Source organism: Rhodanobacter sp. Soil772 (assembly GCF_001428385.1).
In the GTDB taxonomy this organism is placed as follows: Bacteria; Pseudomonadota; Gammaproteobacteria; order Xanthomonadales; family Rhodanobacteraceae; genus Rhodanobacter.
This window is the reverse complement of record NZ_LMSK01000003.1, coordinates 26377-53068: the sequence shown is the minus strand read 5'-3', so window position 1 is coordinate 53068 and position 26692 is coordinate 26377. Positions and strand designations below refer to the sequence as shown.

At 63.0% G+C, this 26692-nt stretch carries 20 protein-coding genes; 7 read left to right on the top strand and 13 right to left on the bottom strand.

What is annotated here, in order from left to right; genetic code table 11:
- Window positions 1-2 precede the first annotated feature (2 nt).
- From ASG75_RS11910 to ASG75_RS11875, 8 genes are all read right to left on the bottom strand, one after another.
- A complete protein-coding gene (locus ASG75_RS11910) occupies window positions 3-605 on the bottom strand; it encodes an HAD family hydrolase (protein ID WP_082547594.1) in 603 nt (200 codons plus the stop codon).
- Entirely contained in the window at window positions 605-1318 is a 714-nt protein-coding gene (locus ASG75_RS11905; RefSeq protein WP_056389529.1) for a nucleotidyltransferase family protein, read from the bottom strand. Before ASG75_RS11905 ends, ASG75_RS11910 begins: the two co-directional genes overlap by 1 nt.
- Window positions 1305-1904 carry a D-sedoheptulose 7-phosphate isomerase gene (locus tag ASG75_RS11900; protein WP_056389526.1) on the bottom strand — a complete coding sequence of 200 codons (600 nt, stop codon included), beginning with the start codon at window positions 1902-1904 and terminating at the stop codon, window positions 1305-1307. Before ASG75_RS11900 ends, ASG75_RS11905 begins: the two co-directional genes overlap by 14 nt.
- The gene (locus ASG75_RS11895; RefSeq protein WP_056389523.1) at window positions 1889-2917 is read right to left on the bottom strand and encodes a dehydrogenase; all 1029 of its coding nucleotides are present in this window, start codon (window positions 2915-2917) and stop codon (window positions 1889-1891) included. Before ASG75_RS11895 ends, ASG75_RS11900 begins: the two co-directional genes overlap by 16 nt.
- On the bottom strand, window positions 2914-6843 hold the full coding sequence (locus ASG75_RS16025) for a glycosyltransferase (protein WP_082547593.1): 3930 nt from the start codon (window positions 6841-6843) through the stop codon (window positions 2914-2916). Before ASG75_RS16025 ends, ASG75_RS11895 begins: the two co-directional genes overlap by 4 nt.
- A gap of 3 nt (window positions 6844-6846) precedes the next feature.
- The gene (locus tag ASG75_RS11885; RefSeq protein WP_056389520.1) at window positions 6847-8256 is read right to left on the bottom strand and encodes an ABC transporter ATP-binding protein; all 1410 of its coding nucleotides are present in this window, start codon (window positions 8254-8256) and stop codon (window positions 6847-6849) included.
- Window positions 8246-9070 carry an ABC transporter permease gene (locus ASG75_RS11880; protein ID WP_056389518.1) on the bottom strand — a complete coding sequence of 275 codons (825 nt, stop codon included), beginning with the start codon at window positions 9068-9070 and terminating at the stop codon, window positions 8246-8248. The genes ASG75_RS11885 and ASG75_RS11880 overlap by 11 nt, the downstream gene beginning before the upstream one ends.
- A 127-nt stretch (window positions 9071-9197) precedes the next feature.
- Entirely contained in the window at window positions 9198-10364 is a 1167-nt protein-coding gene (locus ASG75_RS11875) for a PLP-dependent aspartate aminotransferase family protein (protein ID WP_056389515.1), read from the bottom strand.
- 228 nt (window positions 10365-10592) lie between these two features.
- Here ASG75_RS11875 and ASG75_RS11870 point away from each other — a divergent pair, with 228 nt between their 5' ends.
- The 6 genes from ASG75_RS11870 to ASG75_RS11845 all read left to right on the top strand — a co-directional run bounded on the left by ASG75_RS11870 (window position 10593) and on the right by ASG75_RS11845 (window position 17667).
- Window positions 10593-12068 (top strand): glycosyltransferase, encoded by a 1476-nt coding sequence (locus ASG75_RS11870; RefSeq protein ID WP_157616963.1) that lies wholly within the window; start codon window positions 10593-10595, stop codon window positions 12066-12068.
- Window positions 12065-13375, top strand: coding sequence for a glycosyltransferase (locus ASG75_RS11865; protein ID WP_056389509.1), 1311 nt, complete (start codon window positions 12065-12067; stop codon window positions 13373-13375). The genes ASG75_RS11870 and ASG75_RS11865 overlap by 4 nt, the downstream gene beginning before the upstream one ends.
- Complete coding sequence (locus ASG75_RS11860; RefSeq protein ID WP_056389507.1) at window positions 13359-14582, top strand: acyltransferase; 1224 nt, start codon at window positions 13359-13361, stop codon at window positions 14580-14582. The genes ASG75_RS11865 and ASG75_RS11860 overlap by 17 nt, the downstream gene beginning before the upstream one ends.
- Window positions 14583-14673: 91 nt before the next feature.
- Window positions 14674-15543, top strand: coding sequence for a class I SAM-dependent methyltransferase (locus tag ASG75_RS11855; protein WP_082547591.1), 870 nt, complete (start codon window positions 14674-14676; stop codon window positions 15541-15543).
- A 64-nt stretch (window positions 15544-15607) separates the two neighbouring features.
- Window positions 15608-16405, top strand: a complete 798-nt coding sequence (locus ASG75_RS11850; RefSeq protein ID WP_056389504.1) for an ABC transporter permease — start codon at window positions 15608-15610, stop codon at window positions 16403-16405.
- Window positions 16405-17667 carry an ABC transporter ATP-binding protein gene (locus tag ASG75_RS11845; RefSeq protein WP_056389501.1) on the top strand — a complete coding sequence of 421 codons (1263 nt, stop codon included), beginning with the start codon at window positions 16405-16407 and terminating at the stop codon, window positions 17665-17667. Before ASG75_RS11850 ends, ASG75_RS11845 begins: the two co-directional genes overlap by 1 nt.
- Here the strand turns inward: ASG75_RS11845 and ASG75_RS11840 are convergent.
- From ASG75_RS11840 to ASG75_RS11820, 5 genes are all read right to left on the bottom strand, one after another.
- Window positions 17615-18541 carry an NAD-dependent epimerase/dehydratase family protein gene (locus ASG75_RS11840; protein ID WP_056389496.1) on the bottom strand — a complete coding sequence of 309 codons (927 nt, stop codon included), beginning with the start codon at window positions 18539-18541 and terminating at the stop codon, window positions 17615-17617. The genes ASG75_RS11845 and ASG75_RS11840 overlap by 53 nt on opposite strands.
- Window positions 18525-19559 carry a GDP-mannose 4,6-dehydratase gene (gene gmd, locus ASG75_RS11835; protein ID WP_056389493.1) on the bottom strand — a complete coding sequence of 345 codons (1035 nt, stop codon included), beginning with the start codon at window positions 19557-19559 and terminating at the stop codon, window positions 18525-18527. The genes ASG75_RS11840 and gmd overlap by 17 nt, the downstream gene beginning before the upstream one ends.
- Before the next feature lie 100 nt (window positions 19560-19659).
- Window positions 19660-23385 carry a glycosyltransferase gene (locus ASG75_RS11830; RefSeq protein WP_056389491.1) on the bottom strand — a complete coding sequence of 1242 codons (3726 nt, stop codon included), beginning with the start codon at window positions 23383-23385 and terminating at the stop codon, window positions 19660-19662.
- Window positions 23386-23440: 55 nt separating this feature from the next.
- Entirely contained in the window at window positions 23441-23971 is a 531-nt protein-coding gene (locus tag ASG75_RS11825; RefSeq protein WP_157616962.1) for a hypothetical protein, read from the bottom strand.
- A gap of 53 nt (window positions 23972-24024) precedes the next feature.
- A complete protein-coding gene (locus tag ASG75_RS11820; protein WP_082547589.1) occupies window positions 24025-25377 on the bottom strand; it encodes a glycosyltransferase family 4 protein in 1353 nt (450 codons plus the stop codon).
- Between the two features lie 245 nt (window positions 25378-25622).
- Between ASG75_RS11820 and rfbB the strand changes: the two genes are divergently transcribed.
- Window positions 25623-26672, top strand: a complete 1050-nt coding sequence (gene rfbB, locus ASG75_RS11815; protein ID WP_056389479.1) for a dTDP-glucose 4,6-dehydratase — start codon at window positions 25623-25625, stop codon at window positions 26670-26672.
- Window positions 26673-26692: the final 20 nt, after the last annotated feature.

Below are 26692 nucleotides of genomic sequence, written 5' to 3'. Positions count from 1 at the left end.
GCTCACCTCGTGGATGCTGTGTTGATGATGATATCTGACCCGATAAGGACTGATTGATGGTCTCCTGCCTGGCGCACCGCAAGCACATCAACCATCGCCCTCAAGTCCTCTGTGATGCCATGCCCCGTCGCGCCATTTGTGCCGACCAGTACACATAGCCCGACCCCCGCTGCTTGGCCAGCAGCAATATCGGATGGCTTGTCGCCGACGAGAACGGATGCCGCCAGATCCAGAGCCAAGTCCCGCTGTGCTGCCAGGATCATGCCTGGGGCGGGCTTGCGGCAGGTACAAGCGCGCAAGTATCCCGTTTGCCCAGTGGCGGGATGGTGCGGACAGTAGTAGACCGCATCCAGTCTGGCCTGATGTTCCTCGAACACGCTGGACATCCATTCCATATAGCGCCGGAACTCATCCTCGGAGTAGTAGCCCCGGGCAATACCCGCCTGGTTGGTGACGACTACCACCCGATGGTTTCGTCGATTGGCCAGCCGCACGAGATCAAATATCCCGTCGACGAACTCCGTGCGGTCTGGCGTGCAGACATAGCCGTGATCAACGTTGATCACGCCATCCCGATCGAGAAAAAGCGCCGGTTGCAGTCCCATCAGGCGCCGCTCTCGCTTCCACCGAGCTCAAGCTGCGCGCGGGAGTAATCCTCCGGTACACCGATATCGATAAACGCCGCAGTTTGAGTAAAGGCTTGCACCTGCCCATCCTGTACTGCCGGAACCAGTACCGCGTTCTCGAAAGAGAAACTGGCAAGCGCAGGGAAAGCACCTGCAACCTCGCGTGCCAGCCGGTACACACCCGCATTGATGTAACCCGGACCGCGCAACCCCTTTTCGGAAAAACCGATCACCCGATGCCCCTGGACTTGGACGGCACCATAGCGGGCTACATCCGGCACCTGGGCGAGTGCCATACCGAGCTTCGCGCCAGACGCATCTGCTTGTTCGTCGAAGGCACCATAATCAAGCTCGAGATAGGTGTCACCATTGAGCACGAACAACGCATCACCATGGATTCGCGGAAACGCTTGGGCGATCGCTCCGCCGGTACCCAACGGTTGCTGTTCCTGCGAATAAATCAGTGACATGCCGTGCCAGCGATCGCCCATTACCTGGCGAACCTTGTCGCCCATGTAGCCGGTCGCCAGCACTACCCGCCGGAACCCCTGCACGGCCAACCGATCGAGCAGAAAAGCAAGAAACGGCTTGCCCTGGATCGGCGCGAGCGGCTTGGGCACATCGCTGACGACGCTCTGTAAACGGGTACCGAAACCACCGGCAAGAATTACCGCCTCGTCAGTGCGCGCCATGGCCGAATATCTCGTGCTCGATCAGGCCGCACAGGAGATGACCAATGAACTCGTGCCCTTCCTGGATCTTCGGTGTCTCCGACGACGGCATGCGGAAGCACAGGTCACACAGTTCAGCCATCTTTCCGCCGCCCTGCCCGGTAAACCCGATCACCTTGATGCCGATGGTCCGAGCCGCCTCGATCGCCCGCAGGATGTTCTTCGAATTGCCTGATGTAGAAATGGCAAAAAACACATCACCCTTGCGGCCAAGCGCCTCTACCTGCCGGGCGAAGACATAGTCATAGCCATAGTCGTTGCCAATGGCCGTGAGGATGCTGGTGTCCGTCGTCAAGGCGATAGCCGGAAGACCCGGGCGATCGAAATAGAAGCGGCTGACCAGTTCACCCGCCCAATGCTGTGCATCCGCGGCACTACCGCCGTTACCCGCAAACATCAGCTTGTTGCCACCCTTGAGCGCCTCCACCGACAGCGCTACCGCACGCGGTATCGACTCTCGCAGTACCGTGTCCATGGACATGGCGTGCAGCAGCTTGATTGACTTGTCGAACTCGCCGTCGATGTGTCCGTTCAGATGATCCGCCATGAGGTGGCTCCTTGATGCGTGAAATGAAAATCCATGATGCTGCCACCTTGCTCCAATAACGCACGAGTCAGGCCGATGCGCTGCTCGGGGCTGCACAGGAACATCATGAAGCCGCCGCCGCCGGCACCGGACACCTTGGCGGCGCGCGCGCCGTTGGCGAAAGCAACTTTCTCGACCTTTTCGATCAGTGGATTGCTGATGCTGGTGGCGGTTTTCTTCTTCGCCACCCAACCCGCTTGAAGCGTGGACTCCAGCCGACGAAGGTCGCCCTTGAGGATGCATTCCTTCATCTGAATGGCTTCGTCCTTCAGCTGATGCATGGCATCGATAGAAGCCTGATTCTTGTTGCCCACATTGCGCGATTGCTGATCGATAATGTCGGCGGAAGCGCGCGAAACACCGGTGAAGTACAGCACCAGTGAACTCTCGAGTTCAGCCCAGACCCAATCTTTTATGCGCAACGGATTGACGATGACCCGATCGTCCGCGTAGAACTCCATGAAGTTGAAGCCGCCAAAGGTGGCTGCATATTGATCCTGCTTGCCGCCCGCCAGGCCCAGATCCTTGCGCTCGATGTCATAGGCGAGCTGCGCCACTTCGTACTCACCCAGAGGCAGCGAGAAATATTCGACGAACGCCTGCAACAGCGCCACCACCATGGTCGAGGACGAGCCCAACCCGGAACCTGGCGGAGCATCCGAGAACGTCTTCACCGTCAGCGACGGTTGTTCGCCGTGAAGAAAATCGCGCGACACCCGCGCGTACACGCCTTTGAGCAATTGCAGTGGCCCGCCGCCCGCAACACTCTCGTCACAGGAATGCGTCTCTTCGTGGCGTACATCGAGTGCATGAAAACAGGTCTCTCGTCCGTTGCCTGCCGTCAAGATCGCATACGCATAGCGGTCGATGGTGACGTTCATCACGCGACCGCTGTAGACATCGCAGTAAGGTGATACATCGGTGCCACCGCCGGCGAGACCCAGCCGCAGCGGTGCACGCGCACGTACGATCATGGCGTACGCTCCTCGGCAGCTACGCGCCATGAAAGCTCTTGCGCGAACTCGCTCCATTGCGCTTCTTCCGTGAAATTGGCACGCACGAAAGCCTGCCCCGCAGCGGAGTTTCGACGCCAGGCGGCATCATCATCGAGCAGGTGCAGAACCCGCTCTGCAAAATCCTCAGCGGTATCCGCAGCAGCAAGAAACCCGACTGTCTGTTCGAGACCCTGCACCCCGGCCGACGTAGTCACGCACGGCACGCCAAAGCGCATGGCTTCGATCACTTTGCCTTTCATGCCTCCGCCGAAGCGCAGTGGCGCAACGACAACGCGCGCGTTCGCATAGCGTGCCGCAAGCTCTTCATCGGTGACGAAACCCGTAACCGTAACGCCATCGCCATGCAATGCCTTGACCTCATCGGACGGGTTGGAACCGACCAGATCGAGGTGAATCTGCGGGCGGTGCCTACGGACAAGAGGCAGCACCTCACGGACAAACCACTCCGCGGCATCCACATTCGGTGGGTGGGCAAAGCCCGCGACGAAGACCAGATCGTGCCGATTGGCCAGGTTCGCATCGGGATGCTCGGGAAAATCATCGAACGCATATGCGGCTATCGTATGGGAATGCACCTCCGGTGCATGCTCATCCAACCACGCGCGCACGTGCTGCGTCTCGCTGACAGAAGGATAGTAGACGGCGTCCACCAGCTTCCAGACTTCGTGTTCCAGCTTTCTTGCCCTGTCGCACTCCGCCCGCAGCAGCTTGTCTGCCGGTTGTATACGCAACCGGTCCTCGATACGCAGGTAATGCACATCGTGGCCGTAATAAAGCAGGGGCACACTACTGTTCTTGCGCACCGCCTCGATGAAGTTGACCGCAATATGCGGGCGGCTCAGCAGCACGACGTCGATATCTGCTGCATGCTGGTGCATCCACTGCTCAAAACCCTGGTGATATTCGGCACCGTAGATAACTTCGACACCGTGCTGTTGCATCAGCGGCGCGTAGGCCGGATCGTTGTGCAGATTCTCCGGCCAGAACTTCACCGAGAAGCCCTTCCGTACGAACATGCGGATGAACTGCCACATGGTGCGTGAGCCCGCATCCCGGTCCGGCTGGGGGATATAGTGATCCACGATGAGAATGGTCCGCATCGCACCCGTACGCCCACGCGCACGAAAGACGTTTTCACCATTGGGAAAATGCTCACGCTTGAGTACTTCATGCCAACGTTCGTAGAAGCGCCGCTGGTTCTCGACCTGATAAGCCTTGATGCCGGAGCTGACATCGGTGCCGTGTGATACGCCTTCGTGATGCACAACCACCGAGCGCGGCTGGTAGTAGAGCTTTAATCCAACTTCGCGCACCTTGAAAGCGAGATCCGAATCCTCACAATACGCGGGTACATAACGCTCATCGAAACGACCCAGTCGCTCGAATAATTCGGCAGGGATCAGCAATGACGCGCCCGAGCAGTAATCCGTCTCACGCACATAGTTGTAGATACTGCGCGCGGGGTCATCCAGGCGCCCGTAATTCCAGGCACTGGCGTCGGCCCAGATGATCCCGCCGGCTTCCTGCAGTCGACCATCCGGGTAAATCAGCTTGGAACCGACCATGCCGCAATCCGGGAATCGCCTGAACACGTCCAGCATGCTGTCCAGCCACCCGTCCGTAACCTCGGTATCGTTATTGAGGAAATAGAGATAACGGCCGCGCGCCAACCCGGCGGCACGGTTGCACGAGCGCAGGAAACCCAGATTCTCTGGGTTGACTTCGTAACGAAGACCAGACACCCCGGTCAACGCACCCATGTCGACATCTCCGGAGGCATCCTCGGCTACCAGAACCTCGTACGGCACCTGCGGTGGGTGCGCAGCAATCGAGCGCAGGCATGCCGCCGTGATGGCCAGGTTGCCATAGGTCGGAATGATGATGGTGACTTCGGGTTCGTTGTAGAACGGAAACGCCAACTCGCTCACGTGTTGCCCGGACGACTCGTCCCGCGACTGCAGTGCGTCGGTTTGGGCCACGGGAAGGGAGTCGGCCAGCGCCTCCATCACCCCCTTCGCCTTACGGGCTCCAAGCATGCGCCGTTCTGCAAAAATCACCTGCAGGCCCTGCCAATCTCGACGCAGCAACATGCCGATCGCACGCAACGGCCGGGTCAGAGCCCAGGAGCGCGATTGCAACACTCGTTCGTACTGATTGCCCAATGTCGCCAGCTCGCCGTTCAGCAACTCCGCGCGGGCTCTCAATCGACCGTGTTCATCCTGCAACGAAGCGACAAAGGTATTGCGATCGGCCAGTTCGCCGTCCAACGCATGTGCCCATTGAGCCACTTTCTCGTGCTCGACACACAATGCGGCGTAACGGGACTGAAGCTCGCTCAGTTCGCCGCTGACTCGCGTAAAAGCTTCGACTATCTTCTCACCGACCATCGCGGCACGCTGGTGCTGGCCGGAGAAGCCCTTGATATGCTGTCCCATTGCAGCCAACTGCTGCTCGACAGCGCGCCCCCATTCTTCCATTTCGCGCTTTTCCCTCTGCAGTGCTGCAAGTTCCTCATGCAGACGTGTTGCTTCGACGACCGCCTCTTCGTGTTCCGTGGCGAGTCTAGCGCCACGCTCACGTTCTTGTGTCAATTCCGTACTTAACGACTTTGCCCAAGTGACCGCTTTCTCATGATCTATCTGGGTCTGCCCATACGACTTGCGCAAAGCATCCAGTTCGGCACTCAAGGATTGTGCCCAGGCAATTGCATCTTCGTGTTCTGCGGCAAGTCTAGTGCCGCGTGTACGCTCTTGCGTCAACTCCACGCTCAGCGACTTCGCCCAAGTGACCGCCTTCTCATGATCTATCTGGGTCTGCCCGTACGACTCTCGTAGGGTATCCAGTTCCCTATCCAGGGATTGCGCCCAGGCAATTGCTGCTTCTTGCTCTGCTGCAAGTTTGGCGCTGTGTGCATGTTCCTGCGTCAACTTCACGCTCAGCGACTTGGCCCAAGTGGCTACCTTTTCATGGTCTGCCTGGGTCTGTCCATACGACTCGTGCAGGGCATTCAGCTCCGTATCTAGCGACTTGGCCCAAGCCACCGTGGACTCATGCTCCCGCACCATGTTCCCATACGCCTCACGCAACTCATTCAGCTCGACGTCGAGTCCAGCTGCCCACGCAGCGACCCTGCGATGATGGGTATAAAGATCCTCGGCCTCGGAAAACAGAACAGAGGGGCGCAATTTTTCTGGAAACACTGTGTCCAGCACACCAGCAATCGCAATGAAATAGACCGGGTCGGCCAGTGACGCGGCACGTTCGACGACCTCGGATCCCGTGTCCGTCAGTGCGTCAATCGTCTGTACGGTGGCTCCGTCACCCTGCAACGTAAAGATGGACGAGCCGACCGCGAGCCTCTGACCGAAGTAGTAGATATCGCCAAACTGCTCCCGGAGCACCGCATCGAACTCGGCAAAATCCAGCTCCTTGACATGGAATTCGTTGTGATGCCCGGCCAGTTCCGAATAGACCGTTCGGTTCGGCGAGGAAATGACCAGCAACCCATCAGGCCGCAGCACGCGACGAATCTCGCTGAGCATTTCCCGATGGCGATCGTGATGCTCGATGGTTTCGAATGAGACCACCACATCGACGCTATTATCATTCAGCGGTATCTGTGCGGCATTGCCCTGCACGAACTCAAGGTCGGGAATGTCATGGTACGTCGTACGCGCATGCTCGACTGCATTGTCGGCGATATCCACTCCAACTACTGAACGGGCACTTCGCGCAAGCATCGCGCTGCCATAGCCCTCGCCGCAGGCAATGTCGAGAACATCCTTGCCTTCGACAAGGTGCGCGCACCATGCGTAACGATGCAAGTGTTCGTGCCGGATCTCTCCCGCCTCGGTCGGCACGTAGCGCTCGCCCGTAAACTCCATCGATTACCCTCCCGTCAGCTCGATCTCGATGGCGTGCATCGGGATACCAACCAACCCATGCCGCATGGTGCTCTCGCTCGCCTTGAAGGTGAGGGCATCATGGATCCAGTGCTGCTGGGTATGGTTCTCCTGGGTTCCATTGGCCAGTGCCACGTCCACCGAATAATCGCCACTGGGCAACACCGGCATACGAAAGCGGAAATGCGCACGTAGTCGGGTACCGACTCGCGCACAGAAGGGCTGCTCCCGGTAGCTGAGGTAAGTGTTGTCACCGAACAACCGCTGCCCCAGCCGATCCTTGACGTAGAACCCGAAGATCGGTGCATCCAGAGATTCGGACACCTCGGCCTCGATCATCAGGTCGGCAACTTCGCCGCCTGCCGTCAGCCGATGTACCTCGCCATTGCCGTTCAACAACTGCACATCGATGATACGCGCGGCACCCGTACCGAATTCGTTGTCGATCTGCGTCGGGTCGAACTCGAATATCTCGACAAGATTGCGTGTCGCCTCGCCATTCAGCATGGCCTTGCGCGGATCGACCACGTCTGCCGGCATGGTGGCAGGCCCCGCGTTCACTCCGTCGGTAATCGCACTAGTCGCCGAAATGGGAACCCGCACTATTACTGACTCGCCAAGCGATGCACGATCGGCCGCATGTTGCTCAGCCAAGTACCTCTCCACGACATCGCGTGCGGAGCCGTCCATTACCATTCGTCCCGAATCCAGCCAGATAGCCCGGCTGCACAGACTGGTGACTGCCCCAGTGTCATGGCTGACGAACAGCAGCGTGCCGCGCTTCTGGAATTCACGCAGGTAGCGCATGCACTTCTGCGTGAAACGCACATCGCCGACGCTCAACGCCTCGTCGATCACCAGGGTATCGGCATCGACATGGGCCGCAATCGCGAACGCGAGCCGCACGTACATGCCGCTCGAATACGTCTTGACCGGCTGGTTGATGAAGTCCCCGATATCGGCAAACTCCACGATCGACTGGTAACGCTTGCGCAATTCGCCTTCCGGGATGCCGTAAAGCAGTCCGCTCAGATAGACGTTTTCCTTGCCGGTGAATTCCGGATTGAATCCGGCTCCCAACTCAAGCAGGGCGGCAATCCGCCCAGGCACCTCCACAACGCCCTCGGTCGGATGGAGCGTCCCGCACACCATCTGCAGCAGGGTCGACTTGCCTGAACCGTTGCGTCCAATGATGCCCACGGTTTCACCGCGCCGCACATCGAACGACACGCCGCGCAGTGCCCAGAACTCCTTGAAATAGGCAAGTCCATCCTTGCCTACCGCCCGCCCAAAGCGCGGCAGGATCATCTGCTTGAGCCGATCGGCCGGTTGCGCATAGATCTCGTAGCGTTTCCCGAGCCCGTCGACACGAATGCTGAAATTGTCAGAGGACATCAGCGAACCCTTTCCTGCTTCGCTCGAACCATGCAAAGGCAAGCCATGCAAACAGGCACGCCAATACGGCATAGAGGCCAAGGTGAATCCATGACGGCGGCCTTCCCCAGATGAGGACGTCCTGGGAGGCCTCCACGATCACCGTCAACGGATTCAGATACATCCAGTCACGATATGGCTCGGGAATGAATTCCTTGGGATACAGGATCGGTGCAAGGAACATGAGCGCCGTGGTGATGATGCCAGTGGCCTGTTTGAGGTCACGCAGAAAAACGCCGAGGGACGCCAGCAGCCAGATGGTACCGGCCACAAAGGGCAAAAAGCATGCGACGACTATCGGGAACAGGACGATCGTCCACGGCAGGGAGCCCTTCACGAACAACAAGATGATCAGCAGGACAACCGTCGAGATCAGCAGGTGGAACAGTGCTGAGCCCAGCGCGCTCCACGACAGTATTTCCAGCGGAAACACGACCTTCTTGACGAAATTCGTGTTTTCCACAATCAACGTCGGAGCCCGATTGGCGCATTCCGCGAACATGGAGTTGATGTTCAATCCCGCGAACAGGATGATCGCGAACTCGAAGTGGCCCGTCACCTGGGCGTTCCAGCGCGAATTGAAGATGATCCCGAACACGAACGTGTAGATCATCAACATCAGCAACGGATTGAAAAACGACCAGAGCAATCCAATGAACGATCCGCGATAACGGCCTACAACATCACGTCGAGCCATCTGCACAACCAGCGCGAAGTGACGACACAGCGCTCGGTATGGAGAGAGCGGGTCGATGAGACGATAGGCTGAAATCATGACTTCGGATAAACCTTGTTCGCGACTGTGCTATCGACAATCCCGGGGATGAACGGCACACAGCTGTATGTATCAATTTTTCGCATGCGCAGTGATGAGAACGCGAATTTACCGGCGATCGGACCGTTCAACCCAACGCACGCTCCAGTTCATCACGCAGGTCCCTTATGTCCTCCACCCCGACCGACAACCGCACCAGCCCGTCGCTGATCCCCAGCCGCTTGCGGTTGGCTGCGGGCACCGAGGCGTGGGTCATGATCGCGGGATGCTCGATCAGGCTCTCGACGCCGCCGAGCGACTCGGCCAGCGCGAACAGCTCGCAGCGCTCCAGCATGCGGCGAGCCTTCTTCAGGCCGCCCTGCACCTCGATCGTGACGATGCCGCCGAAGCCGTTCATCTGGCGCTTCGCCAGCGCGTGCTGTGGATGGCTCTTCAGGCCCGGGTAGATCACCCGCTCGACCGCCGGATGCTTCTGCAGCCACGCCGCCAGTTCCAGCGCGCTGGCGCAATGTGCCTTCATGCGCAGATGCAGGGTCTTCAGGCCGCGCATGGCGAGGAAGGCATCGAACGGACCGGCTACCGCGCCCACCGAGTTCTGCAGGAAACCCATCTGCCCGGCCAGTTCCCGATTGCCGGCGACCACGATGCCGCCGACCATGTCGGAATGCCCGTTGATGTATTTGGTGGCCGAATGCAGCACCAGGTCCGCACCGTATTCCAGCGGGCGCTGGATCATCGGCGAGCAGAACGTATTGTCCACGACCAGGATCAGGCCGTGCTTCTTCGCGAACGCGGCGACCTTGGCCAGGTCGACCAGCTTCAGCATCGGGTTGGTCGGCGTCTCCGCCCAGATCATCCGCGTGTTCGGCTTCAGCGCCGCCTTCAACGCCGCCGTGTCGTTCAGGTCGATGAAGCTGAAGTCCAGCCCGGCCGAGCGCCGGCGCACCTTCTCGAACAGGCGGTAGGTGCCGCCGTAGAGGTCATCCATCGCGATCACGTGGCTGCCCGAATCCAGCAGATCCAGCACAGTCGCCGCCGCCGCCAGGCCGGAGGCGAACGCGAAGCCGGCCACGCCGCCTTCCAGGTCCGCCACGCAGCGCTCGTAGGCCATCCGGGTCGGATTCTGCGTGCGCGAGTACTCGTAGCCCTTGTGCTTGCCCGGGCTCTCCTGCACGTAGGTCGAGGTGGCGTAGATCGGCGTCATGATGGCGCCGGTGCTGGGATCGGGGTGCTGGCCAGCGTGGATGGCACGGGTGCCAAGGCCGAGTGATGGGCTCTTGTTCGGGTTTTTCATGCTGCGAGGGTCCGGGCCTGATCAGGGCAAGCCATAAGGGAGCCATCTTACCCGTTCGCCCTGTACCCGCCAAAATGACGGCGAGCAAGCCGTTCATTTTCCATCGAACCCCGGCGCCCGTGTGTCGCCTCGCACCATCCAAGGTTTCCGATACGCCCATACTGCGGCACCATGCAGCATCTGGCATCCCCGCCGCCCGGCGGCTCCGTGGTGGTCGATCGGAACAGCATGAAATTTCTTCTACACGCCCAAATCGACCAGCGCAGCATCGGAGCGCATCTTGGCGCGCCGGAATACAGCTATTTCTTCCTGTTGCGTGCGTTTTCCGAGGTGCTTGCGGAGCTGGGCGAAGTCGTCCAGCTGGAAAACCCGGCGGAAGCCGACGCCATCCACGCGCAGTGCCTCGCCGTCGGCGAGCGTTGCGTCCTGCTGTCGTTCGCGCCACCACACAAGACCCCACTGGGCCTCGCCTGCCCGACCATCCCGGTGTTTGCATGGGAATACCCGGATATTCCCCAGCAGATCGAGGAAGAATGCTGGCTGGACGACCCACGGCACGACTGGCGCTACGTGCTGTCGCGTACCGGCCGCGCCATCACCCTGTCCAGCCACACCGTGGCGGCGGTACGGCGCGGCATGGGGCCAAGCTTCCCGATCGTGGCGATTCCCTCGCCGATCAAGCCGATCGCCCACGGCAGCGAACATGGCCACGTGCCTCCCGCGGCGCAGGGTGTGCTGCTCAAGGTGAATGCCAGCGTGGCTGACAGTCGATGCATGGGCCTCGACGTGGATGGCCTGATCTACCTTGACGAGGAGGACGAGACCGCTTTTCTTCCGGGCGACCTCGATGACCTGCCCGAACCAACGCGTGCACGGTCGAGCATGGCGGACGTCCAGGTACCCGACCTGCCCGACGCGTTTACCGACGCAGACGAATCGGCGCCGCTGATCTGCGGCTGGGAGCTGCCGCCGGCCAAACCCATCCGCACCCGCCTGCACGGGGTGGTCTACACCGCCGTGCTGGCACCCGCGGCCGGTCGAAAGAACTGGGAGGATCTGATCACCGCATTCTGCTGGACCTTCCGCGATACCGCAGATGCAACCCTGGTCCTGAAGCTGACCGGCACCCACCTTGCCCATCCGCATATCCAGTTGTTGATGCTGCTGACCAAGCTGGCCCCCTTCAAATGCCGGGTGATTGCCATCAACGGCTATCTGCCCGATGAGGACTATGCCGCCCTGGTCGCCGCGACCACCTATTACGTGAACACCTCGCTGTGCGAGGGCCTGTGCCTGCCGCTGGTCGAGTTTCTCGGCGAGGGCGTGCCGGCCATCGCTCCGGACAACACCGCCATGGCCGATTACGTCGACGACAGCCTTGCCTTCGTGGTGGCGAGCTACCCCGACGTGCCCACGGTATGGCCGCATGGCGACAACGAGGTCAACCGGACCTCGTACCACCAGCTCGACTGGCAGTCGCTGGTCGATGCATACCGGCGCAGTTTTGAAGTTGCGCAACACGACCCGCACCGCTACCGGCAGATGTCGCGCCGGGCGCACGAGGCCATCCAGGCTTACTGCGGCCACGAGGTCGTGAAGTCGCACCTGCATGCGTTCCTGTGCCCGGACCTGCCCCTGTCGGGCAAGCCACCTGCATCGCCCGCATCCGGCTCGTCATCGCAGCCGCTGCCGGTCGCATCATGATCCTGCTGATCCATACCAGCACGGCGGCAAGGCAGATCCAGCAGCAACTGGGGCGCCCCGAATACAGCTACCGCTTCGTGGTGGAGGAGTTCCGCCCGTTGCTTGACGAACTGGGTATCGTCATCGAGGTGGATGACCCCGAGCGCCAGGTCGACGCGATCCACGCCAGCTGCCGTCGCCATGGCGAGCCCTGCGTGTTTCTGTGCTTCATGCCACCGAACAAGACGCCGATCGGACTGGCCTGCCCGACCATCCCGGTGTTTGCCTGGGAGTACGAGGCCCTGCCCAGCGAGGCATTCGGCGGCAAGCCGCGCAACGACTGGACCCGCGTGCTGGCGAAGCTCGGTGCCGCACTGACCCACTCCAGCTTCACGGTGGAGCGGACCCGTGCCGCCCTGGGTGCGGACTTTCCCATCGCCAGCGTGCCGGCCCCATTGTGGGATCGCGTGCAGTCCTTGCGCGAACCCCTGGGCGGACCGGTCACCTTGCCCGTCAACGGGCTGGTGATCGACACCCGCCGCACGGATCTTTCGGCGTACCGCAAGAGCCTGCTGCTGGCCGCACAGCCCGACCCGCTGCCGCTGCCGGAAAACCGGCATGACTACCAGGGCGAACTTGTCCTGGACGGCGTGCTGTACACCGCCATCTTCAATCCCCACGACGCGCGCAAGAACTGGCTGGAGATGATTACCGGCTTCTGCGATGCGCTGCGCGACAAGGCGGACGCCACCTTGTTGATCAAGCTGACCCATCACGACCCCGCCGACATCATCCCGAGCTTGCTGGAAGCGGTCTACAAGATGGGGCGGCTGTCCTGCCGCGTCGTGCTGGTACATGCCTACCTGCAAAAGCCGGAATACAACACCCTGCTGCGCGCCACGACCTACGCGGTCAACACCTCGCACGGCGAGGGTCAGTGCCTGCCGCTGATGGAATACATGTCGGCCGGCAAGCCGGCGGTGGCACCACGGCACACGTCCATGCTGGATTACGTCACCCCCGAGGGGGCCTTCGTCATCGACTCCAGCGTGGAGCCCAGCACCTGGCCGCACGATCAGCGCCAGGCTTATCGCACCCTGCGCCAGCGCATCCACTACCAGTCGCTGGTCGACGCTTACCGGCGCAGCTATCACGTAGCCAGGAACGAACCGGAAGTGTATGCGGCGATGGGCAACGCCGCTGCCGCGTCGCTGCAACGTTACTGTTCCGCCGAGGTGGTGCGGCCACGATTGCAGCGGTTCATCCTCGACCGACTGGCTGCCAGCACAACCCGCTCGATGGATCCCGTGCATGTCGACCCGACCTGAGCAGGCGCCACACGAAACGCGCAACCGCGATATCGAATGCCTGCGCGCGGTTGCCGTCATCGGCGTGGCCTTTCATCACATGCAGGGCAACCTGTTCCACCCCGGCCTGCCGTGGATCGGCCGACTGTTCCAGCACGCGGATTTCTGGTTCGGGGTGGACCTGTTCCTGGCCATTTCCGGCTTCGTCATCGCGCGCAGCCTGCTGCCCCAGATGGCAGCTGCCGGAACGAACCTGCGCGCGCAGGCAGGCACGATCGGGGCGTTCTGGATCCGCCGCTTCTGGCGCCTGCTGCCCTCGGCTTGGCTGTGGCTGGGGCTGATCCTGCTGGCTGCGGTCGCGTTCAATCGCAGCGGTGCTTTCGGCAGCATCCATGCCAACCTGATGGCCAGCGTGGCCGGCATGCTGAATGTGGCCAATTTCCGTTTTGCCGACGCCTTCTTCCGCTACGAGTACGGCGCCAGTTTCGTTTACTGGAGCCTGTCGCTGGAGGAGCAGTTCTACCTGCTGCTGCCCTTGCTCGTGGCCATGCTGCGCCGGCGCATCGACCTGCTGATGATCTTGCTGGTCGTGGTCCAGCTATGCGTCTTCCGCACGCCGCTGCTGATGTCGGTGCGTACCGACGCACTGGCGCTGGGTGTCTTGCTGGCCATGGCCGCATCCGGCAAGACGTATGCGGCGCTGAACCCGGGCTTCCTGTTGCGCATGCGATGGCTGCGCGTGCTGCTGCCCTGCCTGTTGCTGGCAGCCCTCGCCGCACTCACCTCGGCCGACCTGCAGGACTGGCGTTACCGCATCAGTGCGATCGCGGCACTTTCCGCCGTGCTGGTGTGGCTCGCCTCGTACGATCGGCATTACCTGCTGCCGGACGGCTGGTGCAAGCGCGTGCTGGTATGGATCGGCGCCCGTTCCTACGCGATCTACCTGATTCACGTGCCGGTATATTTCCTGCTGCGCGAACTCGGCTTCCGCCTCGGCAGCTCCGGCGACGCGCCCCTGCACCTTCCGGCGTGGCTGCTGTTTCTGCTCGCAGCCGGCATGATTGCCTTGCTGGCCGACCTGAACTACCGCTACCTTGAACAACCGCTGCGGCAACGCGGCAGGCATATTGCGGAAGGCTTCCGGTACCGCTGCACGCGCCCAACCCGTACTGCGGCGATAACCGTGGCCACACCGGTATCCGTCGGCGCGACCGAACCCCGCCCATGATTCCCGGTGCATTTTTCGCCACGACCGTGCGCACCCCATTCGCCTGCTGCCATCATCCGCATCGGCACCTCCACGCTCCCGGAAACTGACCATGTCCGACCTCACCAAGAAGCTGCTTGGATTGCCGCCTTCCGCGGAAGGCGCCGGGTCGGTGTCATCCGACGCCCGCGGCGAGCCAGGCGCACCCGCCCCGACACCTGAAACCGTCGACCTGTCCGGCGCCACCGGTGTCGGCCTGCACGACGCCGTGCTGAGCGGGTGGTTCCAGAACGCCACCGACGAGGTGTTTCGCGGCATCCCGATCGGGCCGGACGACACGGTGGTCGACGTGGGTTGCGGCGACGGTGGCGCCAGCCTGTTCTGCGCCCGCCGCGGTGCGCATGTCACCGTCGTCGACATCGACCCGCAGGTGATCGCCGCGATCGGGGGAAAGCTGGCGGAAATCATCCCGCACGCCTACGCCACCCATGTCAGCGACGCCAACCCATTGCCATTGGCGGACGCCGTGGCGAGCCGCGTGCTGTGCACCGAGGTACTCGAACACGTCGACGATCCCGACCAGTTGCTCGCCGAACTGGTGCGCATCGGCAAGCCGGGCGCCCGCTACCTGCTGAGCGTGCCGGATGCGCTGCAGGAGAACCTGCAAAAGCACGTGGCGCCACCCAGCTACTTCCAGAAACCCAACCATGTCCGCATCATCGAACGCGAACAGTTTGCACGGATGGTTACCCGCGCCGGCCTGGTCATCGAGGAGCACACCCAGTACGGATTCTTCTGGTCGATCTGGTGGGCCTTGTTCTGGGCCTGCAAAGTAGACTTGGACAAGCCCGATCATCCGGCGCTGAATCACTGGACCGAGGCATGGCGCGCCATCCTGGCCCTGCCGCAGGGGACCCAGCTCAAGCAGCAGCTGGACCAGTTCATGCCGAAGAGCCAGATCATCGTGGCACGCAAACCATGACGCAAGCAGGCCTCGCCGACGCAGGACAGCCACGACGCAATCGACTGACCGGAGTCGAACCCGCATGAGCCTCACCCTTACCCGCGCCCTGTGGCACTACCGGGGCTTCATCCTCGGCAGCGTCAAACGCGAATTCCAGGCGCGCTACCGCAATTCGCTGCTCGGCGCGGCGTGGACCGTGCTGCAACCGGTAGCGATGATCACCGTGTACACAGTGGTGTTCTCCGAGCTGATGCGCACCCGCCTGCCGGGCATGAACAGCCCCTACGCGTACAGCGTTTTCCTGTGTGCCGGCCTGCTGACCTGGGGCCTGTTCGGCGAGATCCTGCAGCGCGGGCAGACGGTATTCCTCGACAACGGGAACATGATCAAGAAACTCAATTTTCCACGCATCTGCCTGCCCGCCATCACGGTGATCAATGCGCTGGTGAACTTCGCCATCACCTTCTCGATCTTCCTGATCTTCCTCGCGTTGACCCACAGCTTCCCGGGCTGGATCGCACTGTACGCGGTGCCGGTGCTGCTGGTACAGATCGCCTTCGCCACCGGCCTTGGCATCATCGCCGGGGTGCTCAACGTGTTCTTCCGCGACGTCGGCCAGTTCGTGAACATCCTGCTGCAGTTCTGGTTCTGGTTCACCCCGATCATCTATTCCACCGCCACGTTGCCGGCGGCGATCCGGCCATGGATGGCCCTCAATCCGATGACTCCGCTGGCACAGGCCTACCAGGGTATTTTCCTGTACGGACAGGCCCCGGACTGGCGGACGATCTGGCCGGTAGCCGTGCTCGCCGCCGTCTTGTGCGTGGCTGCGCTGGTGTTGTTCCGCCGCCGTGCCGGCGAGATGGTGGACGAACTCTGATGGGTGACATTCGCGTCAGCGGGCTGGGCAAGGCCTACAAGCAATACCCCGGGCAATGGTCGCGCCTGGCCGAGTGGCTCATGCCGGTCGGCAAGCCACGCCATGTGGAACGCTGGGTGCTGAAAGACATCGACTTCCACCTGCATGCCGGTGAGGCGGTGGGCATCGTCGGTGCCAACGGCGCCGGCAAGAGCACCTTGCTGAAGCTGATCGCCGGCACGGTGCGGCCCACCTGCGGCGAGATCGTGGCGGGCGGGCGAGTGGCCGCGATGCTGGAACTGGGAATGGGCTTCCACCCCGATTTCACCGGCCGGCAGAACGCGGTGATGGGCGGCCAGCTGTTGGGGCTATCGCTCGAAGAGATCGCCCGCCTGATGCCGGCGATCGAAGCGTTCGCCGAGATCGGCGAGTACATCGACCAGCCGGTGCGCACCTACTCCAGCGGCATGCAGATGCGCCTGGCCTTCAGCGTGGCCACTGCGCAGCGGCCCGACATCCTGATCGTCGACGAAGCGCTGTCGGTGGGCGACTCGTACTTCCAACACAAGAGCTTCGAGCGCATCCGTACGTTTCGCCGCGAAGGCACCACCCTGCTGATCGTGTCGCACGACCGCTACGCCATCCAGACCGTCTGCGACCGGGCCATCCTGATGGATTCCGGCCGTATCCGCATGCAGGGGCCGCCAGTCGACGTACTCGACTACTACAACGCGATGATGGCCGAGCACAATCACCAGATGATCAGGCAGCAGGCCCTGGCCGACGGCCGGGTCACCACGATCTCGGGAACCGGCGAAGCCAGCATCATCGATGCACGCCTGCTCAACCAGCACGACCTCCCGGCCGACACGGTGGAAGTGGGTGAGCCGCTGCGCCTGCAGGTTCGCATCCGCGCCAACGTGGCGCTGTCGCGGCTGGTGCTCGGCTTCCTGCTGAAGGACCGGCTCGGCCAGGCCATCTACGGCATCAACACGCATCGTCTCGAACAGCCGCTCGAACAGCTGACGGCAGGCGAGGAAGTCACGTACTGCTTCAGCTTCCCCGCCCGGCTGGGCAAGGGCAGCTACTCGGTCTCGCTGTCGCTGTCACGCGAGGACTCCCACCTGGACAAGAATTTCGAGTGGCGCGACAACGCCCTGATCTTCCATGTGTTCAACACCCGCCAGGAGGATTTCGTGGGCAGCAGCTGGCTCGGCGCCGAAGTGCAGATCACCCGCCACGCGCAGGAACGCCCCGATACATCCAGCGCAACGTCTCCATGAGCCCATGGTGCGGGAGCGAGCCGATACGTGCCCGCAACCGGGCCGGATCACCTTCAAGGCGCTGCACTTCGTTGTCGCGCACGAGGGCCGGGTTCACGCTGACCTCGATCGCATAACCGGCAATTTCCGTCATCATCGCCAGCACTTCGCGCAGCGAATAACCGACGCCCGAACAGATGTTGAAGGTATCGCCGCCACCCTCGGTTTCAAGCAGCCGGCGGTAGGCCCAGGCCACTGCGCGCACGTCCATGAACTCGCGCCAGACATCCAGGTTGCCCAACTCGATGCGCCGTTCACCGCGGCGGAAATGGTCGACGATCTTCGGGATCAGGAAGCGCTCGTCCTGGCCCACCCCGGTGTAGTTGAACGGGCGGGTGAACACCAGCGGCAGTTGCGCTGACCAGGTCTTCGCCATGTACTCCATCGCCAGCTTGCTGACGGCATAGTCGTTGGCCGGGGCCGCCGGCGTGTCCTCGCCCAGGAGACCGGCGTGGCCTTCGGCATTGCCGTAGACGTTGGCGCTGCTGGCCAGCACCACGATCGACGGCGGCACCGGCAGATCGGCCAGCGCGGCGAGCAGGTGCCGCGTGCCCAGGATATTGGTGCGATAAACCGCGTCGACGTCACCATGCGCGACGAACGCGATCGCCGCCAGGTGGATCACTGCCTGTGGCCGGATCCCCGCTACCGCCGCGTGCACCGCCGCGGCATCGAGCAGATCGACATGCCCGGCGGCCGCATCGTGCGACGCCGGCGACAAGCCGGATACGGCATACCCCGCCCGCTCGAGTTCAGCCGCCACGTAACGGCCGGTGAATCCGCCCAGGCCGGTGACCAGCACCCGGCGCGGCGCCGGTTCAGAAGGAGAAGCCATGTTCGTTCCTGCGCAGGTCGGCCTCGACCATCATCCGGCACAGCGACTCCAGCGATGTCTCCGGCGACCAGCCGAGCGCGGCCTTCGCCTTGCTGGCGTCGCCGATCAGCAGCTCGACTTCCGCCGGCCGGTAGAAGCGCGGGTTGATGCGCACCAGCGTCTTGCCGGTCCGCGTATCCACACCCCGCTCATCGGCTTCCGTACCGTGCCAGGCCAGCTCGATACCGGCCGCGGCAAACGCCATCCGGGCAAAATTCCGCACCGTCTCGGTGCGCTGGGTGGCCAGCACGAAGGTGTCAGGCGTCTCAAACTGCAACATGCGCCACATGCCGTCGACGTACTCTTTCGCGTAACCCCAGTCGCGCTGCGCGTCGAGGTTGCCCAGTTCCAGCATGTCGAGCTTGCCGAGCCGGATCTTGGCCACCGCATCGGTGATCTTGCGGGTCACGAACTCGCGCCCACGCAAGGGCGATTCATGGTTGAACAGGATGCCACTGGCGCCAAACAGGCCATACGACTCGCGATAGTTCACCGTGATCCAGTGCGCATACAACTTGGCCACGCCATAGGGACTGCGTGGATGGAACGGCGTCTCCTCGCATTGCGGCACCGCCTTTACCTTGCCGAACATTTCGGAGGTCGAGGCCTGGTAGAAGCGGATCGAGGGGTCGACCACGCGGATCGCCTCGAGCAGGTGCAGCGCACCCACCCCGGTGATCTGCGTCGTCGTCACCGGCTGGTCGAACGACACGCCGACGAAACTCTGCGCCGCAAGGTTGTACACCTCGCTGACCTGGTATTTCTCCAGCAGGCGGATCGCCGCACCCATGTCGGTAAGGTCGAACTCGACCAGGTCGAGCTGGGGATGTTCCTGGATGCCCAGCTCCTCGATGCGCCAGAAGTTGGTCGAGCTGGTACGGCGATACGCGCCCACCACGCGGTATCCCTTGTGCAGCAGAAGCTCTGCCAGATAGGCACCGTCCTGTCCGGTGATGCCGGTGATCAAAGCTGCCTTCATTCAGGGTCCCTGCGTACGGTCAAGTACGGACATGCTACGGGCAAGCCGGGATCTGTGAAAGCGGTAGTTTGTGGCCGCGTGAACCCGATCGCTCCGGAGCTCACCCACGCGGCCGCCACGGCGGCAGCCACTGCGGATGCCCGTCGTCGGACAACATTTCCCACAGCCGGCCGGTGGTGTCCTGCCAGCTGAGCACGGCATCGGCATCAGGCAATCGCCGAGGACGGTCCATCGCGATGGCTTGCCGCAATGCCTCGACCAGACTGTCCATGTCATCGCCATCGAAATAGCTGGCAAACGCCGAGGACACCTCGCGGAACACCGGAATGTCGCGCGCGATCACCGGCAGGCCACGCCGTGCCGCCTCGACCAGCGGCAGGCCGAAGCCCTCCGCCTCCGAGGCCGCCACCAGTGCACGCGCACTGTCATAGACCTGTTCCAGGTACTCGTCGCTGGCCCGTTCCAGCCAGATCAACCGGCTTCCCGCCCGGGCATGCGCGCGCAGGCGCTCGGCCAGTGCCTCGGACATCCAGCCCTGCCGTCCGACCACCACGAGGTTCGCTTCGACGCCAGCCGCCCACAGCCGCTCGAACGCCTCCAGCACGAACGCATGACCCTTGCGCGGCTCGATCGTGCCCACCGCGAGGAACGATGGCGACGCCCGCAACCGCTGCAGCACATCGGCCGCATCGGTCGGCAGGCCCGAGCTCGGCCGGGCGGCGGCCGGATCGTTGCCCGGATAGAAATAGCCCAGCGACAGCTCGCCACGCCGTACCGGCGGGTGTTCGTCGAACCAGCGACGCACATCATCGGCAACGAATCGCGAGATGCACAGCAAGGCATCTGCCTGATGGCCGATACACTGCAGCCAGCGCGCATGCATCTGCGCGATGCCATCCGGAAACCATTCTGGCCGACGCACCGGCAGCAGGTCGTAGACCACGAACAGCATGCGCACACCGCGTACGCGCCATGCATCGAGCAGCGCCGTATTGAGCGGCAGCGCATCGGCAACCCAGTCCAGCCCCAGCAGGATGTCCCCGGCACGCGGCTGCACCTCGTCCTCCGGCAGCGCCAGCGGCGGATGGCCGAGCAGTTTCAGCGTGCAAGGGGCGGCATGCACATAGCGACCCGCCTCCAGCCGCACCGGCTCGATCCGGTACTGTGTCTGCTCAAGCTGCAGCAGTGCCGACAGTACGCCGTGCACCACCCGCTCGATACCGGTATGCAGGTCGCTGCTGGCCGTGGCGGTGACGTCGACATACACGCGCGGCCGGTCCAGCCGCGGCCGGTTCGCCGCCAGCGCCAGCTGCAGCTCCCGCAGGGCCGGGCCATCCGCAGCCAGTTCGGGTTGCGCGCGTTGCATGTTCACCAGCAGGCGCTGCTGCTCGGCTGCAGGCGTCTGCCCCACGAAATGCTCGATGGCGTCGTGGTAGCGCAGCGCCACTTCGGCCGGATGGTGCTCTTGCCGGATCAGGCGGCCCGCGGCGACGGCGAGTGCGGCGCGCCGTTCTGCGTCGTCCCTCAATACCTGCAAGGCAGCAGCAAGCTCCGTGTCGCTGAAATGGTCGACGATCCTGAGCACCGCCGCCTCCGGCAACTCCGTTGCCGTGCCGTGCGCATTGACGATCAACGGCAGGCCATGGGCCAGCACGTCGAAGACCGCCGCCGAGGTTTCGCCGCGCGAGTCCGTGCGCAGCTGCACCGCCACGTCGGCAGCATCCAGATAGTCGGCATAACTGTCGGCACCGACGAAGCCGGTAATGTGGATGCGTTTCCCGCCCATGGCCGCAGCAATCGTCGCGCTCAGCGCCCGACCGTAGTCGCCACCGTGGTTCTCGCCGACAAAGATCAGCCGGCAGCAAGCATCTGCAGCCAGCGGCGACTGCAGCCAGGCTGCCAGCAGCCGGTGGTTCAACTTGGTCGGCGCCAGCATGCCGAAACTGCACACCACGAAATCGCCTGGCTCGATGCCTAGCAGGCGGCGCGCCAATCGCCGATCGCCGTGCGTGCGCTCCTTCGGAAACGGCACGACCGTGAACTTGTCCGCAGCGACCGCGCCGTAGTGCCGACGCGCCTGGTTGACGGCGTAATTCGAATGCACGATCACGCCCAATGCCTGGTCGATGACATCCCGGTTGACCGGCCAGGCATCGAGCGTAGCCGCGCGCCCATGACGCTGGTCGTGCAACAGACCGGCGTAACCATGACTGTCATACAGCAGGCGCAGGAAACTTTGCGGGTCGCCGGCGTCATGCGCCATCCAGTTCCGTGCCGCGCCCAGCCACGAATCATGCAGCATCACCACGCCGGGGTGCCGCCGCAGCATCCCGAACATGTGCGCGTGGAACGGCGAGTTGCCGAAGTGATACAGGATCCGCTCGCAGGCATCGGCGTGCTGCAGGAACCAGTGCAGCGAACGGACCGGGAAGTTCGCCTGCACCCATGGATCGGTCATCTCCGGCTGATCGACGACCACCTCGATGTCGTAATGCCTGTCCAGTTCGCGCAACAGGCGCGCGCTGTAATCGGCAATGCCCGAGCGTACCGGTGGCAGCGGCGAGACATGGATCAGGCGCGGCCGAGGTGGCTGGAAGCCGGTGCGACGGCCCTGCACCTGCCGTTCGATCGCAGCCAACGCCTTGCGCGCACTGACCGGCCAGGTGAACTGTCGCGACTGCACCACGGCATGCGCACGCAGGTTTTCGCGGAAGCCGGCGTCCGTCAACGCCTCCTGCAACCTGGCCGCGATCGAGCTGCGGCTGCGCGGATCGAACAGTGCATCCGGCCGGCCGATGACCTCGGGCAGGCTGGCCGTATTGGAACCTATCACGGCGGCGCCGCAGGCCATCGCCTCCAGCGGGGGCAGGCCCAGGCCCTCATGCAGCGATGGCGCCACGAACAGGGTGCAACTGGAATACAGCCGCGCCAGTTCCTCATCCTCCAGCGTGCCGGTGAAGATCAGGCTGTCGCTGGCCAGGCGATGCCTGCGGGCAACTCCGCGCAGGTGTGTTACCGCCAATTCGTCGCAACGGCCGGCCAGCACCAGCGGATGCCGCTGCCGCAATGCGGGCGGCAACTCGGCGAAGGCCGCGACCAGCGTATCGACATTCTTGTGCGTGTCGTAGCCGCCGGCATACAGCACGAAACCCGGCTGCAATCGCCAGTCGCGCTGCCAGCGCGCCCAGTCGGCAGCATCGGCCGGCATGGGTCGGAACACCGGATCGGCGGCACCGGAAACCACCACCACGTCATCCGCGCGGATCTGCAGCCCCTCGACCGCCTCCTGCCGCGACGATTCCGAAATCGCCAGCAGCAAGCCGCAGCGCTTGAGCAAACCCAGCCGCTGGTAATACCACCGCCGATACGCGGCATCGTGCAGATGCCGCGCCGGGTTCAGCAGTGGAATCAGGTCGTACAGCGTGGCGACGTGGCGGCGATCGTCGACACCGCTGCCCAGCGCTGCGGTGGAGTCGTCGCCCCACCCCTCGAACAGGCTGCTGTGCCAGATGCAGTCCGCCTGCAGGCCGGCAAGAAAGCCGGCTTGCGCCGCGGCAGCCATCCGGGCGCGCCAGAGATTTCCGGGAAGGCAGCCGGCAATATCGGCCGGCAGCTCGTTGATCACGACGCGTTCGCGCGGGATCAGCCCCGCGAATTGTTCGATCAGGTCGATCGAGCTTTCATCCTGGCGTCCATTCAATGCCAGCCACAACTCGTGGTGCCCGGCCTCCGCGGCGAAGGCCTTTGCCATCGACAGGGAATAACGACCGATGCCCCGGTGACGGCTGTGCGATTGCGCGCCCTGGAGATCCAGCACGATTTTCATCAAGGCTCCCCGGGTGTCTTCCGGCCGGCGCACTCCGGGCCCAGGCCCGGCATTTTCAATGGAGGCTCCCGCGCCCGACCTTTCCGGCCTGCGGATACAGCCTGGTTCGCAGGCGACCATGCAAGCCCGGCACTCGCCGCACCACGAACCTGGCGCCCCGTCGCAGCAGAGGGACTCGCAGCATCATGCGTACCAGCCCTCCGACGCTATGCCGGTCGGCTAGCCACCATCTGGAAATCACTCGCAGCGGCCGCGTCAGGCGCCATGAGCGGCTGTTCACGAACACTGCTCGTACGTCGGCGCACTCCCGCGCCAGCTCGGCCAGCCTGCGCTCCATCTTCAGGCGCTCCCGGTCCAGTTCGACGATGCGCTGCAATTGCTCCTCGTTGGCCACCAGCATCTGGCGATAATCGACCTGCAGCAGCGCAAGCCGATCGCGCATGACGGCGTGGTCATGTTCGAGCTCGACCAGACGAGCCAGGCGTTGATCCGCCAGCTTGCGCCAATCGAGACTCGCCGGGACAAGCGGTGCAGCAGGGATTCCACTGGCGCTTCCGGACGGCGCGTCATGAGGTTCGTTCATCATTCAATCACGTCCATCTGCGTGGTCAGCGCAAGTATCGGCCGGCAGCAGGCCCATCACGCGGCTCCATCCAATCGAGGGTCAACCAGACTCAACCGTTTTTTCAATACGTTCATGCAGGCCTCGACCGAGAAATTGTGCGCCATGTCCTGTGCGGCCTGCGCGCCCAGGGAACGTCCCAAGGTGCGGTCCCGATACAGCGCATGGAAATGGCGCGCGGCGTGCTGCGGATCCGGGTCGGCCCACTGCTGGCCATCCGCGTAGGGATATTCACCGGGACGCACGGCGACCATCTGGTAGTTCACCAGGCAGCTGTTGGCCGTGGTCATGAACTCCATGTTGCCCGAATAGGCCGTGGCCACCACCGGCTTGCCCATGCACATCGCCTCGGCCATACCCAGCCCGAAGCCCTCGCAGCGGTGCAATGACACATACACGTCGATGCAGCGATGCAGCGCCTGCAAGTCATGCCGTTCGAGCAGGTCGTCGCGCACCATGATGCGGGGATCGCGCGCGGCAGCCCCAAGCAGTTGCATCAGCAAGGCCGCATTGCGGTCGCCATTGCTCGACTTGATCAGCAGGGCGACCTTTTCGTCACCGCGCGGAAACGCGTGGCGGAATGCCTTGATGACGGCATGCGGATTCTTCCTTGCGACCGCCGAGTTGAAGTCGAACGAGCAGAAAAAGACATAGTCGTCTTCGCGCAAGTCGAAATGCCTGCGCTGCAGGCCACTGTCCTCCCCCAGCGCCAGGGGCATCGGCACGCGCGTTACCGGTTTGCTGCAGACCCGGCGCACCGCCTGCTCGACGAAGGCGGACGAAACCATGATCTCGTCGACCCGGTCGAGTGCCTGCCGCCAATCCTCGGGAAAGTTTTCCAGTTCCCAGAACCAGTAACCGATCACATGGCGATTGTGTCCGCAAGGCCCCCCGATGCTGAGCAAGGTGTCTTCCCAGTGATCCGGATTGACGAAGATCAGGTCCCGGCTGAACGATGCTGCCGAGTCCATGAACGGGGCCAGCGTCCGGTCATGTCGCGCATGCGGAATGTCGATGTCCACATCGTGCAGCGATACCGGATAGCCCGATGCAAGCATCGCGTTGGCATACAACCGCGCACACTCGCCCAAGCCGAGCCAACGGGAAAGATAGCCGTAGAGGTTGATCCCCTGGAGGGGCGTGGCACCATGCGTCGACTGACGGGCCGGTGGCGTGCCGGCCGCCACTGCCGTGGCCTGTCGCCATTCCGGTGTGCGACGGAATCCGAGGCCCTGCCGTACGGGTTTTTCAAGCACCCTGCGAACCCATTGCCGCATGGGCACGGGAAGCTGATTGCGGAGCATGGACAAGTGCGGACTCGACAACGCCCGGATGAGGAAGCTGCTCAGCGTCGGATGGATCATTTTCATGGAAGGAACCGACACATCCACCTCAGATACATCCGCAAACCAGGTATTCGCTCACGATGCCTTCATGGCGATGGACTGGAGCCGATGTCCGGCATCCCGGCACTTTCAACCTGCACAAGAACCAGCACCTGAAACGCGCCGTCGACCCCGCCACACATGAATCCGCGCTGCAAGACTGCAAAGCGCCCCGCACACCATCCCCTCCCTGTTATGACAGAATACTTTGGTTCAATCTGGAGTGATACATGAAGACACTGCTGATCACCGGCGGAGCCGGCTTCATTGGCGCCAATTTCGTGCTGCAGGCCATCGCCGATGGCCTGCGCGTCGTCAATCTGGACAAGCTCACCTATGCCGGCAACCCGGACACGCTGGCCTCGTTGCAGGGCAACGAGCGGCACGTGTTCGTGCACGGCGACATCGGCGACCGCACACTGGTGGCCCAGCTGCTGGCCGAACACCGGCCTGATGCCGTCGTCAATTTCGCCGCCGAATCGCACGTGGACCGCTCGATCGACGGTCCGGCCGAGTTCGTGCAGACCAACGTGGTCGGCACGCTGGGCCTGCTCGAATGCACCCGCGATTACTGGCGCGGACTGGAAGGCGCCGCCCGCGGCGCGTTCCGCTTCCTGCATGTGTCCACCGACGAGGTGTACGGCTCGCTCGGCACCGACGGCAAGTTCACCGAGTCCACGCCGTACGCGCCGAACTCGCCGTACTCCGCCTCGAAGGCCGCCTCCGATCACCTGGTGCGTGCGTTTCACCACACCTACGGCCTGCCGGTACTGACCACCAACTGCTCGAACAACTACGGGCCGTACCAATTTCCGGAAAAACTCATCCCGCTGGTGATCCAGAAAGCGCTGGTCGGAGAGTCGCTGCCGGTCTACGGCGACGGGAAAAACATCCGCGACTGGCTGTTCGTCGGCGACCACTGCAGCGCGATCCGCCGCGTGCTGGATGCCGGCCGGGTGGGCGAGACCTATAACGTGGGCGGCAATGCCGAACGCGAGAACATCGCCGTGGTGAAGACCATCTGCGCCCTGCTCGACGCACGCCGGCCGCTGGCCGACGGTCGTGCGCGCGAGTCGCTGATCACCTACGTCAAGGACCGCCCCGGCCACGATCGCCGCTACGCGATCGACGCCAGCAAGCTGCAGACCGAACTGGGCTGGCAGCCGTCGCAGACCTTCGAAACCGGCATCGCGCAGACGGTGGACTGGTATATGGCCCAGCAGCCGTGGGTGCAGCGCGTGCTCGACGGCAGCTACCGCATGGAGCGCCTCGGCTCATGAAAGCCGAGAACAGAAAGGAC